The following is a 15,356-nucleotide window of genomic DNA, read 5'->3' on the forward strand; positions in this document are numbered from 1 at the left end:
ATGTATTAAGGTGGTGGCCTATTTGAAAAGAATCATCCTAACTGGAGGAGGTACAGCAGGGCATGTAACTCCAAATTTAGCTCTAATTCCTAAGCTTAAAAAAGAAGGTTGGGATATTAGATATATAGGAAGTAAAAAAGGGATAGAAAAAAATCTAATAAAGTCTATAAATATTCCTTACTACGGTATTTCTTCAGGAAAACTTAGAAGATATAAAGATATAAAAAATTTAACAGATCCCTTTAGAGTAATAGCTGGATGTTTTGAAGCCTTAAGAATTATATCAAAGCTAAAACCCAATATAATATTTTCAAAGGGTGGATATGTTAGTGTTCCTGTGGTAGTAGCAGGATGGATTTTAAGAGTTCCAGTTATTATCCATGAATCAGATTTAACCCCGGGACTGGCTAATAAATTAGCCTTTCCCTTTGCTAAAAAAATATGTGTAAATTTTCCAGAAACTCTTTCTTACATTCCAAAAGAAAAAGGCATATTAACAGGAACTCCCATAAGAGAAGAACTTTTTTTAGGAGATTATAAAAAGGGGCTTAAATTATGCGATTTTGATAATAAAAAACCAGTTATAATGATAATGGGAGGAAGTCTTGGTTCAGTTACCATAAATAAAGTTGTAAGAAGTAGTTTAGATAAATTATTAAAATCCTTTAATATAATACATATTTGTGGTAAAAATAATAAGGATTCTTCCTTAGAAAATATAAAAGGTTATAAACAATTTGAATATGTAAATGAAGAATTGCCCCATTTATTTGCAGCAGCTTCTCTTTTAATTTCAAGAGCAGGAGCTAATTCTATATTTGAAATTTTAAGTTTAAAAAAGCCCAATATACTAATTCCCCTATCGGCAAAAGCCAGTAGAGGGGATCAGATTCTAAATGCAAAATCCTTTAAAAAGCAGGGTTTTAGTGAAGTGATAGAAGAAGAAAATTTAAAAAAAGAGACCTTTTTGGATATGATTATAAATACTTATAGCAATAGAGAAAAATATATAGAAAGTATGAAAAAAAGTAATAATTCTAATGGTATAGAAAAAGTTATGGAGTTAATTCGCACACATTACAAAAAGTAGGGATATCCCTACTTTTTGTAATTTATTTAACAACTATATTTTTTATTAATTTGGTTAAATCATTTTTAACTTTTTCAAGAGTAAATTTTTGCTGTATTACAGGTATAATCTCATTTACTTTAAACTTTTTCCCTATTATGGCTTTTTCCAAATCTAAAAAGGGTTCATCTAATAAGGTATCCGTGCTAATAGTACAATCTTTAATTTCTCCATTATGAATATTAAAGTCTATTCTAAAGTTGCCCCAATCAAAACTTACTTCCTTTGATATATTTGCTTTTGGACTTTCTGCAAAATTCCATTCCCATCTAGTATATTTATCTAGGTAGTTTTTAAGTTCATCATAGGAGGGCATTTTTTTGTACTTAAGTATTCCAAGATAGTTTTTATCAAAGGATTTAATTAAACTTTTTTTAAGGGATTTAGAATTAATATCTTCATTAAAGTCTTTTAGATTAGCCACCCTTGAAGACACAGATTCTACTCCCTTACTTTTTAGCTTAATTTTTGAGGGGGTTAAATATTTTGTAAGGTCATAAAGATTTACATTAATTAATAAAGTTCCATGGTGACAGCTTATATTTTCATTATGCATAAATGCATTACCTGAAATTTTTTTATTATCTACTGTTAAGTCATTTCTTCCTGTTTTATGAGCTGTAATATTCCATTCCTTTAAGGCAGCTATAACAATCTTAAAGTTTTTATCTTCATCATAATTATTTTTATGAGCGATAAAGGTAAAATTAAGATTGCCTAAGTCTTGGAATACAGCCCCACCTCCAGAAGACCTTCTAACTAAATTAACCTTATCCTTGGCTATTTTATAAACATCACATTCCTTATAAGGATTTTGATGTTTGCCTATAACTATGGTTTTTTCATTTTGCCAAAGATACATAATAATTTCGTTTTTATTACAAATAGACATAAGATATTCTTCAGCACTAAGATTAAATACAGGGTCAAAAGTTTGAGAGATATATACAGTTTTTTCTACGTTAAGCAAGATGGATACCCCTATCATCTGCTATTAAAAGAGCTTCATGTATGCTTTCACCTAGAGTAGGATGAGCATATATAACATTAAGTGCATCTTCAAGTTTAACTTTATCATGAATTATTTGAGTAATTATGCCTATTAAATCTGTACCATGAGGACCTACTACAGCTCCCCCTAGAACTATATCTTTATCTTTATCAACAATTAGTTTAACAAAGCCTTCTGTTTCATTCATAGCAATAGCTTTTCCAGAAGCCATAAAAGGGAATTTAGATACTTTGATATTTAATCCTTTTTTCATTGCTTCAGTTTCACTAATTCCAACCGTACCTATTTCAGGGAATGTAAATATAGCACTAGGAACTAAATCATACTTCATGGGATTTTCTATTCCAGCTATATGTTCTGCTGCTACAATTCCTTGACGGGAAGCAACATGAGCTAGTTGAATTTTATTAGTAATATCTCCAATGGCATAGATATTTTCATTGGTAGTTTTCATAAATTCATCTACTTTAATTCCATTTTTCTTTTCATTTAATTGTACTCCTAGTTTTTCATAATCTAAACTTTCTAAATTTGCTCTTCTGCCAACGGCCATAAGTACTTTTTCTGAGCTTATAAGATATCTTTCTCCTTCGATTTCCACTTCTGTTACCATTTTATTATTCATAGTTTTTCTTATGCCCATGGCTTTAGCACCATCGTAAATATGAATACCTTTTTCAAATGCAGATTCTCTTACAACTTCTTGAACATCACTATCAACGCAAGATAAAATACTGGGTAAGTATTCAACTACGCTAACTTCAGATCCTAGGGCATTAAAAAGGAGTACTAATGCCAAAGGAATAACTTGTTTTTTTAGGTGCATTGTTTTTTATATTATTACAATTTGACACTTCTTCTCCATCTACAGAGCCTATAACTTGATTTTTTGTAACAGTATCTCCTTCATCGATATCTAAAGAGGTAATAACACCATTATATTTTGATTTATATTTAATACTTCCTTTTCCGGCTTCTATAGTAAATAATATATCTCCTGCATTAATTTTGTCCCCTTTAGATTTATATATCTTACCAATTACTCCTTTTTGTTCATGCCCGGGCAGTTGGTCGATAACTAATTTTAGCTTCATATTGGTCAGCTCCTAAATCCTATTTATTTAAAATCTCCTTCAAATTCATCAAGACATTCTTTTAATAATGTAGTTGTATATGCCATAGAAGGACCTCCGCCAAAAGCTACAGCAACCATAGCAGCTTCTAAAATTTCTTCTCTTGTAGCTCCTGCTTCTAAAGCTTTATAGCAGTGATAAACAATACAGTATTCACATCTGTTATAGCAGCCAATGGCTACACTAATTAATTCTTTAGTTTTAAGATCCATTGCTCCGGGTTCATAGGAAGCACCAAGTAGTCCCATAAATGCATTAACTGCATTTTCATTAGTTTTTCCTAGTTCCCCCAAACCGTTAACAAAGCTGTTTAACATTTCTCTTACATTGTACATAAAAATTCCTCCTTAAATAATATGATTTTTTAATATTTGCATATGCAATTATTAGTATAGCAAATATAATATGTTAAATCAAATACAAACTTTTTAATTATTTTCTAGATCTTTCGTCATTCATAATGTTTTCATACATATTTTGCAACACTTTTTGAAAAATATACAGTTCCTTTTCATCTATATTTTTTATTAAAAGATCACTAAATTCACTTCCCACATGGAGAGAAGATTTAATTAATGATTTTCCTTTTTCTGTTAAAACAAGTTGGATAATTCTTCTATCTTCTTGGCAACGTTCTCGCTTTACCAAACCTTCTCTTTCTAGTCTATCAACTAATCTTAATACACTAGAATCACTAATTTCCATTAGTTGAGACAACTCTCTTTGAGAGAGATCGCCCTTTGTAAATAAGAAATATAGGGCAATCCACTGAATCCTTGTTAAATTATATTCTGATAGCCATCTATCAAAAGCTTCAGAGATTTTTTTAATAGTATTAGTTGAAATAAAATTTACACATTTGTTCAAATTAAAATCCATAATTTTCCCTTTCTATTAAATAATTTTGTGTAGTATATTATATACTTTATTATTATAAACAATATATAATCAAATTTCATTAAATAAAGATTTAAATTTCTTGAAGATATGTATTAAGTACGTTATGCTAAAATAATAAAAGTTTTTTGGGAAAGATATTATTTTCAATAACATAGTTTATAAATATCTAGAAATTTTACTAATTTATGATATAATAGTAAAATAAAACAAAAGAAGAAAGGGGAAATGAAATTGAAGAAAATATTATTAATCATTTTTATTTTAAGTTTTATTTTAATAGGATGCAGCCAAAATCAATTAGAAAAAGAAACATCAAAAGAGTCTAATCAGCAGGATAAACAATTAGAAGAGGAATATAAAACTACTCAATTTGACCTTCCAAAAGAAGGAGAAGAAATAGCTATAATAACAACTAATAAAGGAGTAATAAAAATTCGTTTATTTAAAGAATATGCTCCTAAAGCAGTAGAAAACTTCACAACTCATGCAAAAAATGGGTATTACGATGGGCTAAAATTTCATAGGGTTATTAATGATTTTATGATACAAGGAGGAGACCCTAAGGGGGATGGGACTGGAGGAGAAAGTATATGGAAAGAACCCTTTGAAGATGAATTTAGTCCTTATGCTCTCCATTTTAGAGGTGCTATTTCCATGGCAAATAGTGGACCTAATACTAATGGCAGTCAGTTTTTTATAGTTCAGAAAAAAGAAGTGGAAGAAGAAATAATAGAAAAATTAAGCAGTGAAGGATATTCTAAGGAAATATTAGAGATTTATAAAGAGAAAGGTGGAACTCCTTGGCTAGATAATAAGCATACGGTATTTGGACAAGTATTTGAAGGAATGGATGTAGTAGATAGTATTGCAGAAGTAGAGGTAGATGAAAACAATGCTCCAAAAGAAGATGTAATAATAGAAAAAATCGAAATAGTTCCTTATAAAGGATAAGCATTTGGCTTATCCTTTTTACAACAACCCTTCTTTTTTGGCATCTTCTTCTATTTTATTTACCATATTATAAAGTTCTTCCGTGGAATTAGCTTCTATAGTATATACATGTCCATTATTTAGCTGTACTACAGTAAAAAATGGTTTATTAGGAATACCATTAGTAGAAATATCTTTAATAAATTCTTCATAAGATTTCATAAAAATCTTCCTTTCTTATTTATTATGTATTATACTTTTATTATAGCATGAATTAATATTTTTATTATTTTTTGAAATACTAATCCATAAGTGTACTAACTTAAAGATTTGAAAGGAGAATAATAATGGCAAAACAAATAACATCTAGTGAATTTGAAGCTGAGGTATTACAATCTAAAGAGCCAGTTTTAGTAGATTTTTTTGCAACATGGTGCGGACCATGTAAAATGATGGCACCTATTATAGATCAGCTTTCAGAAGAAATGGAAGGAAAGGCAAAAGTCTATAAAATAGATGTAGATGAATCTAGAGATTTAGCAGCGAAATATAGCATAATGAGTGTTCCAACTATAGTATTCTTTAAAAATGGAGAAATAGCAGACCAAATAGTAGGAGCAGTGCCAAAGGAAAAATTAGTAGATAAACTAAACGCTCTTTTATAAAAATAAAAAATTTTTAAAAGGACAGGGGTAAATTCTCTGTCCTTTTTCTATGTATTAAGTGAAAGCTTTCAAAAATAAAAAAAGAAAGGAGGAATATTATGGCAGTAGTATCCAATACCCTAAAAACTAAATTAAAACTAGATTATGAGGAAGGTTCTAAAATTTATTCTAACTGCAGGGAAGATGCTAGTGATGAAAATATCTATCAAGCAGGAATTATAATTACTTCCCTTCAAAGTACTCCAGCAGAGAAACTTATAAAAATAACAGAAGCAGAATTAACTAATATTTAGTTAATAATTTAAAATATTTAAAGAAAGGAGGAAAATAATGGAAAAGAAAACTCTTCAAATGATTTTTGCAACTCAAGGAGGAAGTACTATGACAATTTCTGTAGATAATATAAAAGATGATTTAAATTCAGAAGAAGTTAGCAGTGCCATGGATGAACTTCTCTCCTTAGATGTATTTACATCATCTAGCGGAAATCCCATATCTAAAAAATCTGCTAAAATAGTAACTCAAGTAACAGAAGAAATAGCTTTAGTATAAAGAGACGCCCTTATAGGGCGTTCTTTTAAATAAAAAGGAGGGCTTTTATGGAAGAACTTTTTTCCCAAGTGGCAAATCTAGGTTTTCCTATCATCGTATCCATATATTTACTGGTACGAGTGGAGGCAAAACTAGATGAGCTTACAAAAAGTATCCAAAAGCTAAGTAGTGCTATATCTCAACATATAAACTAAAGGGCCGAATATTTTCGGTCTTTTATTTTTATGTTACATAAAGATTACAAATTCAAAAAAGACTTGCAAAGAAAATAATTCCATAATATAATTAATCTCGCTAAATAAATTTTACCGGTCATTTAGTTAAACAATATTACAATATTGTTACATCTATATCAAAAAAGTTGACTGGTAAAATTTACAGTGATATAATCACTCTTGAAGAAGAGAGATTAATTTTAACAATCTCTAAAAAATAAAAAATAAAGGGAGGAAATATTAATGAAGAAAAGATTAGCAGCTCTTTTAGCTGGTGCAATGGTACTTACTTCACTGCCAATGGTATCATTTGCAAGATCTGATAATCACGTAACTTATGCGCCATCAGTGACAAAAGATACTAAATTTACAATCGATACAGCTCCTGTATTGATTATTGAAGAAAAAGATGATGTAGATATTGAAGGCCAAACTATACGTTTGGAATTCGATGGAGCAGAATGGCAACCAGGTGATGGTGAAACTGCTGAAGGGATAGTTTATGATAAGATTACAAAAAAATTAGTAGAAATTACATTCCCTGATAATGCAGATCAAGACAAATATGAAATTCCATTATTAGTAAAGGTTAAAAACGAAGGGGAAGTAACAGTAACTATTAATCCATTAAATTCCAAAGTTTCTGGAGGAACATATGTAATAGCGAATGCTGGAAGTGGATCTACAAAAACATTTATTACAAGTACATCTGATTTTCCAGATAGATTAGAGTTAGCTGAAATTGTTATTGATGAATTAAAAGCAAATTCTGTTAGTCGTGAAGAAGATAAAGAAATTAAATTAGAAGCACCAAGAGGATTTGAATGGCAAAATATAGAAAGTGTTTCTATAAGTGGTTCAGGCGCATTTAGAGATAAGATTTCGCTTAATGATGTAAATTATGATGAATATGGAAACAACAAATATGATAAAGAAATTTTAATTATTAAGTATGATATCGATAGTGATGCAGATGAAAATGAAATAGGTTCTATAGTAATATCTGGTCTAGTTTTAGAAGCTACAGAAGATGCTGAGCTTGGAGATGTAGAAGTAGAAGTTTCTGGGGATGATATTACTGAAGAAACTATTACAGTAGGTGAATATGTAGAATACGGTGTAGAAATATCTGTAGAAGATGACACTAAACAAATAGTTTCAGGTCGTTATTATAATGGAAAAGACGACGATGATGATTACAAATTATTACAATTAACTATTGAAGAAAAAGTAGAAGATTCTTGGTGGTCTCAAAGAAATACAACAATTGAGTTCCCAGACGGAGTAAAAGTTCGTAAAGTAAAAGTAGATGATTCAAGTAATGTATATTCTGATGAAGATTTTGACAATTCAATTAAAAGTAAGGAAGCAGATGGAGTTAATAATGAAAGTTTCTTAAAAATAAATGAAGATAGAGATACCATTACATTAACAGATCTTTATATTCCAGATGGTAAAAAAGGTGAAGTAACTCTTGATATTTGGGTATCTATTGAAGCAGATTATGAAGGAGATATTGTAGCAACAGTAGGTGGACCTTCACTTGATGATGATCAAGAAGTTGTATTAGGTGAAGCAGTACCAGCAGTTACAGCATCTTTTGATACAACAGAATTAAAGATTGGTTATAAAGAAGTTGCTGTTAATGAATTTGAAATTCAAGAAAATATAGCTGGTGCATTACAAAAAGGTGGAACTCTTATAATTCGTCCAGAATATCCATATATGGAGTTTGATGATGATTTTGATATTGAAGTAGAAGTAGTAGAAGGAGATCTTGAAATAGGTGATTATGACCTTAATAAATATGGAGCATTAGAAATAGAAATCAAACGTGAAAGTGATGAACCTTCCACAATTAAAGTTAGTGGTGCAGGTGTATATACAAGTCGTTCTTTAGCTGAAGGATCTTATGACTTAGAAGTTTATGGTGATGCATTCTTACAAAACTATGAAGATGATGTTGATGAAGAAGAAGAAGGATTTGAAACAGATGTTCTTTCCTTTGAAGATTTCATCAAAGTTGCAACTCCAGCTCCTGATAAAGGAGAAGCTTCTGGTCAAGTAGTAAAAGCTACTTTCACTGTAGGTTCTAATCAATATACTATTGGAGATGAAGTAGCTACAGCTGATGCAGCGCCATATATTGAAAATGGTCGTACAATGGTTCCTGTAAAATATGTAGCTTATGCATTAGGTATTGACCCACAAAAAGTTCAATGGGATCAAGCTACTAAGACAGTTACAATTTACGGAGATAAAGTAGTTAATATTACAATTGGAAAGAAAGAAATTGTTGTAGGTGGTACTCCAGTACCTATGGATACTGCGGCAGTAGTTAAAGATGGAAGAACTTATATCCCAATTGCTTATGCTGCTAGAGCATTAGGAGTTCCTTATACTTGGGATGACGCAACAAAAACAGTTACATTTAACTAAGATAAATTAACTTATGAAAAGAAGACCTCGTATGGGGTCTTCTTTTTTTAAAATAATGAATTGCTAGGAGGGGGAATATGTTTAAAAAAAGATTTAAGTATGTAGTTATAGGCATGATTTTTGGGAGTATATTAACTTTATCTACAGGAGTAGTAGCAGAGACTTCAAAAATAGTGTCCGCATATTTAGCTAGTCATATTAGATTTGATTTTAATGGAGAAATTAAAAAAACTTCATCAGATAAACCAGCTATTATTTATAATGATTCTGTATATGTGCCAGTTCGTTTTATAGCTGAAGGGATTAGTATGCCTATAACATGGGATGCTAAAACTCAAACTGTAAAAGTAGAATCTCCAGAACCGGAAGTTATAGAAAAGATAGTATATAAAGAAGAGCCAGTAGAAAAAGAAATTGAGGAAAAATGTGAATGTAGAGAAGAAGAAAAAGAGAAAGATACAAAAAATTATCAGACTTTACCAATAACTAAAACGTATCTTAATATGGAAGTGAGTGCTCTTGCTGTAATAAAAGAAAAAAATAAAACAAAAGTATTTTTCTCTGTAGAGAATAAAGGAATTGATCCTCTTCAGTTAATTCAAAGTGAAACTAAGATAGAAGTAGATGGAATTCCTTATGAAATGTCAAATGAAATGGCTATATATTGGGATGCTGAATGGTATAATGATATTAGAAAAGATGAAGTAAGAGAAGGATATATTGTTTTTGATGAAATACCAGAGGATGCAGAGGGAATGCATATAGTATTAAAAATAATACAAAATGATGGAAGTGGAAAATATACAGAAGTTCCTTTTGACATTAAGTTAGACTAAATAAATAGAGAGGGAAATTACATTGAAAAAATATCTAAAAAAGATGATATTTATAGTTATTATGTCTTTATTATTAATTTCTTCACCTTTATATGCATCTGATACTATAACTCTAGAATTAAATGGTACTTACCATTCCTTAAAAATTTCTCCTGTAGTTGAAGATGAAACTATTTTAATAAATCTAAGAGAGATTTCAGAACTTCTTGGAGGAACAGTAAGTTGGAATGAAGAAACAGGAGAGATTAAAGTTTATACAAACAGTAAGGAGATTAGTTTATTTTCTGATTTTAAAATAGCAGAGATAAATGGAAATATTACTGAGTTAAAAACAGCTCCAAAAAAGATAGATGGAAATATTATGGTATCCCTTAAATTTATAGAGGAAATTTTTGGAGTTGAAGCAATATGGGATCAAAATAATAATAGAATTTATATTAATACAAATCAAGAAACTTCTATAGGAGTTGATGAAGTAAAGTCTATAGAATATCCTAGCCTAAATATTAACGAAGAAGGAACTAAAATAACTTATGAAGAAGCTATAAAAAAAGCTTTATCTAATAATTTAGCATTAAAAAGTATAGAAGAAGGTATTAAAATATCTGAAGAATTTGAAGAAAATGCTAGAAATGCAGTAGTTGTTCAAAGACCATCTGTAGAGGATTATAGTAGTGAAGCAGCAATTTTTGTATCAGAAGCTGTCCATGTTAATAATTTACTTACTTTAATTCAAGCAGAGTATGGAGTAAAAGCAGCTAAATATCAAAAACAAATTCAAGAAGGATTAATTAAGTATCAAGTAAAATCTTCCTTTGATTCCATTCAAAGTTTAAAAAAGGATATAGAATTATTAAAAAAATCTTTGGAAACTTCAAAAATACAATTAGAGATTACAAAACAAAAGGTGAATCTAGGATTAGAAAGTGATTATAATAAGATTAAAGCAGAACAGGATTATAAGAAACAGGAAAATCAACTAGAAACTTTACAAAGATCTTTAGATACAGAATATATTAAGTTAAATAGTTTAATGGGAGTAGATGAAAAGGAAAGATTTATTTTAGATTATCAAGTAGAATTTATGCCTATAGATATGGATGAAAATGAATTAGATGCTTATATAGGCCGGGCTTTAGTAAAAGATCCATCCATAATTTTAAAAGAAGAAGAAGTAAAACAAGCGGAATATAATCTTCATCTATATACTTACACAGGGACTATTAGTGATTCTTATGATATAAGAAAAAGTAAACTAAATCAAGCTAACTTAGCTTTAAATGAAGCAAAAGATACATTAGAAGATAAAATTCGTACTACTTATAATCAGATAAAACAATTAGAAGAACAATACAAAATTAATACTCTTGCACTTGAGCAGGCTAAAGACCAATATGATATTATGAAAACTCAATATAATCTTGGTATGGTATCAGAAATTAATCTAAAGCAAGTAGAGTTAGGAATTTTGTCAGCTCAAGTAGAGTTAGAAAAAACAATAATACAGCATGCACAATTAGTATATCTTTTTAATAATCCTTATTTATTGCAATAAAATTATTAATTTAAAATATATATTTAGTTTTTATTAATAATAAAAAACCCCGCAGAGTCGCGGGGTTTTTGTATTATTGAATTTCTACTTTTTCATCTTCAAATTCTGCTAATACATTATTATTTGCTTTATCAGTTATAGTTAATGCAGATACGCTTATTTCATCAAAGGAAACAGTAATATCATCTTCAACTATTTTTGAAGTTAAGATATCTCCGTCTTCATCCTTTGTGATATAAAGTACTACATAATCTACACCATTTTTATTATATTCTTCTTTACCGTCTCCAGTATATCCGAATATACTGTCTATGGAAAGTTCAGTAGAACCTTTAGTAACTGTAAAGGAATCTTTTAGTAAATCTTGGGCTGCTGCATCTGTTGGAACATTAATAGCTTCAGAAGCTTCAAGTATTACATATAATCCTTCAGCATTATTATTTTTATTTAGTGTAAATTCTGCTAAACCTTCTTTATTAGCTTCGGCATATACAGCTTCATTAACTGTTAATTCAGGTTTTATTTCATCGATTATAGAACCTAATCCATTAGCTTTTGTGATAGCTTGTTCAAATACATTTTCTGTAGATACATTAGATACTAATTCTAATGTAATGTCAGCTACATCTGTTGGGAATTCATCATCCATTATAAATGTTAGCTCATTATCATCATAAGTTACATCATCTACATAGTATTTATTTTTAGAGCTATCTTTAAAGTAAAAATCATCTTCATCTATAGTTGCTTCATCAATAGAGCCACTTATAGTTGCAATTGCTTTATTTGTTGCAGTTGCTGTTACTTTAGTGATTTCTGGAGCTGTAAGGGAAAGTTCTTCATATCCATTATTAGAGGAGAAGTCTAACCAAACAATTCCATCAAGTTCATTATTAGAATCATCTTCTACATTGGATATTTGAATTCCATCAATATCAGCAGGGGTTACATCACTATTATTAAACCAATCTTGAACTTCGATTTTTACAGTCTTATCATCAGAAAGTAAAGTTATATCAGTATCTTTATGAAGAGTTACCCATTTACCTCCAAAAAAGATTTTATAATTACTTTCATCTTCTACAGAACTTTCATCCATTTTTTCTGGATATTGAATATAAATAGTTTGTTCAGTAGTATTTGTTATTACTCTTAATGCTTTAAAATCAGATACATCAGTGGATAAACCATCATCTTCTAATTCTGCTTCAAAAGTATCAGGTATCATTTCATTTTCTTGAGTAGACATATCTACAAAGTCTTCAATTTCTAAAGTGAAGGTTCCTGATAAATCACTACTACTATCTAATACAACTTCGATTTCTTTTTTATTGTCATCAGAATCAAGATAGTCTATGGATTTAACATCGATTTCTTCATCATCTTCATCAAATACACTTACTTTTCCTAATTCTACATCTTCACTAAAAGTGATGATAAATGTATTTTTACCATCTTGTACAATGCTTTCTACTTCTGGTCTTTCGGTATCAATTTCTATATCATCTCTATCTACATCAATTTCGATAGGATCATCTTCATCTACTTCATTACCAGAGTAGTCTTCTACATTCCAAATAGAAAGGATTATACCACTAAGAGGAATAGTTTTGTTACTGCCTAATTCAAAAGTAATAAGACGAGAATTATCTTCATCGGCAGTTACATATTTAAAGTTTCCTGTTTTAGAACCACTTTGCCATTCTGCTTCAATATCGTCTAAATCAGTTTTGATATCTTCATCAAATTCTACTGTTACTTTAGTATCAGTAGCAGAAACTAAACTAGCATTAGGAGCATCGCTATCTTCTGATATTGTTATATCAAAATCTTCATCATACATTACAAGACCAGCAAAATCTTTTATTCCTTCTACTTTAAGGATATAATCTCCTGATTCGATTTCTTTTCTGAAATTGATTTTAACATTTTTTCCGTCGATTTCTATATCATCGATTCTTTCTACTCTTTCACCATCTTCATCAACTAGTTCAAAATTAGATTCAGAAACTTTAACTAATTCGCTAAAGGAAACTTCAATCATTTGATTTCCTTTAACAGAAACTTCTTCTACTGTTGGCACTTCACGGTCAACCATTTTAACTTCTACTGTTTCTTTATCCATTTTATTATCTTTTAAATCTTTAATATCTTCGATATCAAATTCGATTTCTTCATTTTGATCAGCTGCAGAAGATAAAGTTAAAATAACAGTTTTGTTATCATCTTGAAGATCTGCAGAAGCAAATTTGTTATCATAGTTAGATTTAAGCTGGGCAGAATCTTCATCAACTTCTTCATTAAAGGTTACTATAACTTGTTTTAAGCCTAAAGGTTTGACACTAACTATTTCTGGAGCATCTACATCATTATATTTTACTGTAGCAGTTACATCTTCTGCCCCTTCCCCTTTAACAGTAATAGTATTATCACCATCTTTTAAAGTTATAGTAGCTTCAAATTTATTATCCTTAACTTCTACTTCTTTACCATTTACAGTTACTTCATCAAGACCAGTGGCAGTACCAGTAATTGTAATAGTATTTTTATTAGATGTAGTAGGTAGGGTATCTAATGTAATTTCTGCTGCTACTATATCATCTAACCCTAATTCTTGTGCTAAAGTTTGATCACTATTAGCTGGTTTAGTTGTTAAAGTATCATAAGTAAAATCAGCTATTGTAGATACATTTATATTTTTTGCTTCCCCTTCGTAAGTAGAATCAATAAGTCCTAGGGACTTAGCAAATGAAGGAATAGATACCCATGTAAAATCTACATTTTCAGTGTATCCAAGGCGAACTAACATTATTTTTAGATATTCTCTAGCACTAACAACTTCCATTGGATTTAAATTTCCAAAATTATCCCCTGTGATACCTATTTCAGGATGAGCCTTTAAATATGCCGCTAATTTACGAATAAATTGACTGTGATTTTCATTGATATCATTAAAAGTTGGTTGCCTTTCCCAATCAAAATTATTCATTTCATCATATTTACCCATTAATTTAAGCTGCATTACAAAAGCACGATATCTTGTCATAGTTTGAGTAGGATTAACTCCATTTCCTTCTCCAGTAATTATGCCTAAATTAGTTAAAGAGTTTAACTTATCGGCACTAGTTAAATTTCCTGCAAAAGCTATACCTGTGGAAGAGAGTACCACAGAACTTGCTAATGCGAAGGATAAAATTCTTTTCTTAAGACTATTCATTAAGCCTTCCTCCTTATTTTTATCTTGATATGTTTATTATGTTGACGACTTATGTCTACTAAACATGCCCCAATTATATCTGATATGATTAACATAATCAAGATTTTAAATTTACCAATTTTATTAGTAGTTTATAAAAAGTACAGTTTTACTAGCATACAGAGATGGCATAATCCCATAGGGGTTGATTTATTATATTTTATATCAGAATGGCATTATTAAGAAATGTATAATGGGCATTAATTATGTTTGTGACTTATGTCTATCAACCTACAAGATTATTGTATCGAATTAAAAGGGTTGTAGCAATATTAAAAATATGGTAAATTTGCGGATTAAAACTCTTTAGACTGTGACTAAAGCTTAGTTAACATAAAAAACACATATTATATGTATAAAAAAATAGATTAGAGATTAATCACTTTTTAATAATTTTTACTCCTTATTTTGGCTTTTTATATAAACAATATAGACTAAGGCTACAGTACTGAATTTTAATGGCGCCAAGTAAGGAGAAAGATATGAATAGGGAAATTCAAATTAATGTTAAAAAAGCAAAATTAGGTGATAAAAAAGCAAAAGAATATCTTATAAAAAGGTTTTCCCCTCTTTTTTATAAGATGATGAAATTCTTACCTTCTTATAAAAGGGATAGGGAAGAACTTATACAAGAGAGTGTATTGATTTTTATAAATGATACAATAAAAATGTAATAAAATGATCATTTAAGAATGTAGGGAAATAAGATATAATTATCTCTAAGATTAAGGAGG

17 protein-coding genes are annotated in these 15,356 nt (G+C 29.4%); 10 read left to right on the forward strand and 7 right to left on the reverse strand.

The window, feature by feature from the left end; all coding sequences use genetic code 11:
* Window positions 1–22 precede the first annotated feature (22 nt).
* Window positions 23–1,090 carry an undecaprenyldiphospho-muramoylpentapeptide beta-N-acetylglucosaminyltransferase gene (locus tag OM90_RS05570; protein WP_058485912.1) on the forward strand — a complete coding sequence of 356 codons (1,068 nt, stop codon included), beginning with the start codon at window positions 23–25 and terminating at the stop codon, window positions 1,088–1,090.
* Between the two features lie 22 nt (window positions 1,091–1,112).
* Here the strand turns inward: OM90_RS05570 and OM90_RS05575 are convergent, their stop codons facing one another.
* The 5 genes from OM90_RS05575 to OM90_RS05595 all read right to left on the reverse strand — a co-directional run bounded on the left by OM90_RS05575 (window position 1,113) and on the right by OM90_RS05595 (window position 4,153).
* Window positions 1,113–2,099, reverse strand: coding sequence for a lipoate--protein ligase (locus tag OM90_RS05575; protein WP_160323641.1), 987 nt, complete (start codon window positions 2,097–2,099; stop codon window positions 1,113–1,115).
* Entirely contained in the window at window positions 2,092–2,940 is an 849-nt protein-coding gene (locus tag OM90_RS05580; RefSeq protein WP_207643863.1) for a dihydrolipoyl dehydrogenase family protein, read from the reverse strand. Before OM90_RS05580 ends, OM90_RS05575 begins: the two co-directional genes overlap by 8 nt.
* Window positions 2,918–3,235 (reverse strand): lipoyl domain-containing protein, encoded by a 318-nt coding sequence (locus OM90_RS05585; protein ID WP_058485915.1) that lies wholly within the window; start codon window positions 3,233–3,235, stop codon window positions 2,918–2,920. The genes OM90_RS05580 and OM90_RS05585 overlap by 23 nt, the downstream gene beginning before the upstream one ends.
* 23 nt (window positions 3,236–3,258) lie before the next feature.
* Entirely contained in the window at window positions 3,259–3,609 is a 351-nt protein-coding gene (locus OM90_RS05590) for a carboxymuconolactone decarboxylase family protein (protein ID WP_058485916.1), read from the reverse strand.
* A 97-nt stretch (window positions 3,610–3,706) separates the two neighbouring features.
* Window positions 3,707–4,153 (reverse strand): MarR family winged helix-turn-helix transcriptional regulator, encoded by a 447-nt coding sequence (locus tag OM90_RS05595; protein WP_058485917.1) that lies wholly within the window; start codon window positions 4,151–4,153, stop codon window positions 3,707–3,709.
* 246 nt (window positions 4,154–4,399) lie between these two features.
* Here OM90_RS05595 and OM90_RS05600 point away from each other — a divergent pair, with 246 nt between their 5' ends.
* Entirely contained in the window at window positions 4,400–5,125 is a 726-nt protein-coding gene (locus tag OM90_RS05600; RefSeq protein ID WP_058485918.1) for a peptidylprolyl isomerase, read from the forward strand.
* A gap of 18 nt (window positions 5,126–5,143) precedes the next feature.
* Here the strand turns inward: OM90_RS05600 and OM90_RS05605 are convergent, their stop codons facing one another.
* Window positions 5,144–5,326, reverse strand: a complete 183-nt coding sequence (locus tag OM90_RS05605) for a hypothetical protein (RefSeq protein WP_058485919.1) — start codon at window positions 5,324–5,326, stop codon at window positions 5,144–5,146.
* A 125-nt stretch (window positions 5,327–5,451) separates the two neighbouring features.
* On the opposite strand from OM90_RS05605, the gene trxA reads away from it, so the two are divergent.
* From trxA to OM90_RS05635, 7 genes are all read left to right on the forward strand, one after another.
* Window positions 5,452–5,769, forward strand: a complete 318-nt coding sequence (gene trxA, locus OM90_RS05610) for a thioredoxin (RefSeq protein ID WP_058485920.1) — start codon at window positions 5,452–5,454, stop codon at window positions 5,767–5,769.
* A 98-nt stretch (window positions 5,770–5,867) separates the two neighbouring features.
* Window positions 5,868–6,062, forward strand: a complete 195-nt coding sequence (locus OM90_RS05615) for a DUF1659 domain-containing protein (protein ID WP_058485921.1) — start codon at window positions 5,868–5,870, stop codon at window positions 6,060–6,062.
* Between the two features lie 37 nt (window positions 6,063–6,099).
* The gene (locus OM90_RS05620; RefSeq protein ID WP_058485922.1) at window positions 6,100–6,321 is read left to right on the forward strand and encodes a DUF2922 domain-containing protein; all 222 of its coding nucleotides are present in this window, start codon (window positions 6,100–6,102) and stop codon (window positions 6,319–6,321) included.
* Window positions 6,322–6,368: 47 nt separating this feature from the next.
* Window positions 6,369–6,515 carry a YvrJ family protein gene (locus OM90_RS12270; protein WP_064505501.1) on the forward strand — a complete coding sequence of 49 codons (147 nt, stop codon included), beginning with the start codon at window positions 6,369–6,371 and terminating at the stop codon, window positions 6,513–6,515.
* 264 nt (window positions 6,516–6,779) lie between these two features.
* Window positions 6,780–8,975, forward strand: a complete 2,196-nt coding sequence (locus tag OM90_RS05625; protein WP_058485923.1) for a copper amine oxidase N-terminal domain-containing protein — start codon at window positions 6,780–6,782, stop codon at window positions 8,973–8,975.
* Window positions 8,976–9,052: 77 nt separating this feature from the next.
* Window positions 9,053–9,811 carry a stalk domain-containing protein gene (locus OM90_RS05630; protein ID WP_058485924.1) on the forward strand — a complete coding sequence of 253 codons (759 nt, stop codon included), beginning with the start codon at window positions 9,053–9,055 and terminating at the stop codon, window positions 9,809–9,811.
* A gap of 22 nt (window positions 9,812–9,833) precedes the next feature.
* Window positions 9,834–11,366: a stalk domain-containing protein gene (locus OM90_RS05635; RefSeq protein ID WP_058485925.1), complete on the forward strand. Its 1,533-nt coding sequence runs from the start codon at window positions 9,834–9,836 to the stop codon at window positions 11,364–11,366.
* A gap of 73 nt (window positions 11,367–11,439) precedes the next feature.
* Here OM90_RS05635 and OM90_RS05640 read toward each other — a convergent pair whose 3' ends face one another.
* A complete protein-coding gene (locus OM90_RS05640) occupies window positions 11,440–14,583 on the reverse strand; it encodes a hypothetical protein (protein WP_058485926.1) in 3,144 nt (1,047 codons plus the stop codon).
* 497 nt (window positions 14,584–15,080) lie between these two features.
* On the opposite strand from OM90_RS05640, the gene OM90_RS05645 reads away from it, so the two are divergent.
* Window positions 15,081–15,296 carry a hypothetical protein gene (locus tag OM90_RS05645; protein WP_207643864.1) on the forward strand — a complete coding sequence of 72 codons (216 nt, stop codon included), beginning with the start codon at window positions 15,081–15,083 and terminating at the stop codon, window positions 15,294–15,296.
* Window positions 15,297–15,356 lie beyond the last annotated feature (60 nt).

It is taken from the genome of Defluviitalea phaphyphila, from assembly GCF_001466305.1.
In the GTDB taxonomy this organism is placed as follows: domain Bacteria; phylum Bacillota; class Clostridia; order Lachnospirales; family Defluviitaleaceae; genus Defluviitalea_A; species Defluviitalea_A phaphyphila.

What these genes read in the sequence shown, in the direction of transcription:
- OM90_RS05620 (WP_058485922.1), top strand. Translation starts at nt 6,100, where the DNA reads ATGGAAAAGAAAACTCTTCAAATGATTTTTGCAACTCAAGGAGGAAGT.
- OM90_RS05590 (WP_058485916.1), bottom strand. Translation starts at nt 3,609, where the DNA reads ATGTACAATGTAAGAGAAATGTTAAACAGCTTTGTTAACGGTTTGGGG.
- OM90_RS12270 (WP_064505501.1), top strand. Translation starts at nt 6,369, where the DNA reads ATGGAAGAACTTTTTTCCCAAGTGGCAAATCTAGGTTTTCCTATCATC.
- OM90_RS05615 (WP_058485921.1), top strand. Translation starts at nt 5,868, where the DNA reads ATGGCAGTAGTATCCAATACCCTAAAAACTAAATTAAAACTAGATTAT.
- OM90_RS05595 (WP_058485917.1), bottom strand. Translation starts at nt 4,153, where the DNA reads ATGGATTTTAATTTGAACAAATGTGTAAATTTTATTTCAACTAATACT.
- trxA (WP_058485920.1), top strand. Translation starts at nt 5,452, where the DNA reads ATGGCAAAACAAATAACATCTAGTGAATTTGAAGCTGAGGTATTACAA.
- OM90_RS05640 (WP_058485926.1), bottom strand. Translation starts at nt 14,583, where the DNA reads ATGAATAGTCTTAAGAAAAGAATTTTATCCTTCGCATTAGCAAGTTCT.
- OM90_RS05630 (WP_058485924.1), top strand. Translation starts at nt 9,053, where the DNA reads ATGTTTAAAAAAAGATTTAAGTATGTAGTTATAGGCATGATTTTTGGG.
- OM90_RS05600 (WP_058485918.1), top strand. Translation starts at nt 4,400, where the DNA reads ATGAAATTGAAGAAAATATTATTAATCATTTTTATTTTAAGTTTTATT.
- OM90_RS05585 (WP_058485915.1), bottom strand. Translation starts at nt 3,235, where the DNA reads ATGAAGCTAAAATTAGTTATCGACCAACTGCCCGGGCATGAACAAAAA.
- OM90_RS05645 (WP_207643864.1), top strand. Translation starts at nt 15,081, where the DNA reads ATGGCGCCAAGTAAGGAGAAAGATATGAATAGGGAAATTCAAATTAAT.
- OM90_RS05605 (WP_058485919.1), bottom strand. Translation starts at nt 5,326, where the DNA reads ATGAAATCTTATGAAGAATTTATTAAAGATATTTCTACTAATGGTATT.
- OM90_RS05625 (WP_058485923.1), top strand. Translation starts at nt 6,780, where the DNA reads ATGAAGAAAAGATTAGCAGCTCTTTTAGCTGGTGCAATGGTACTTACT.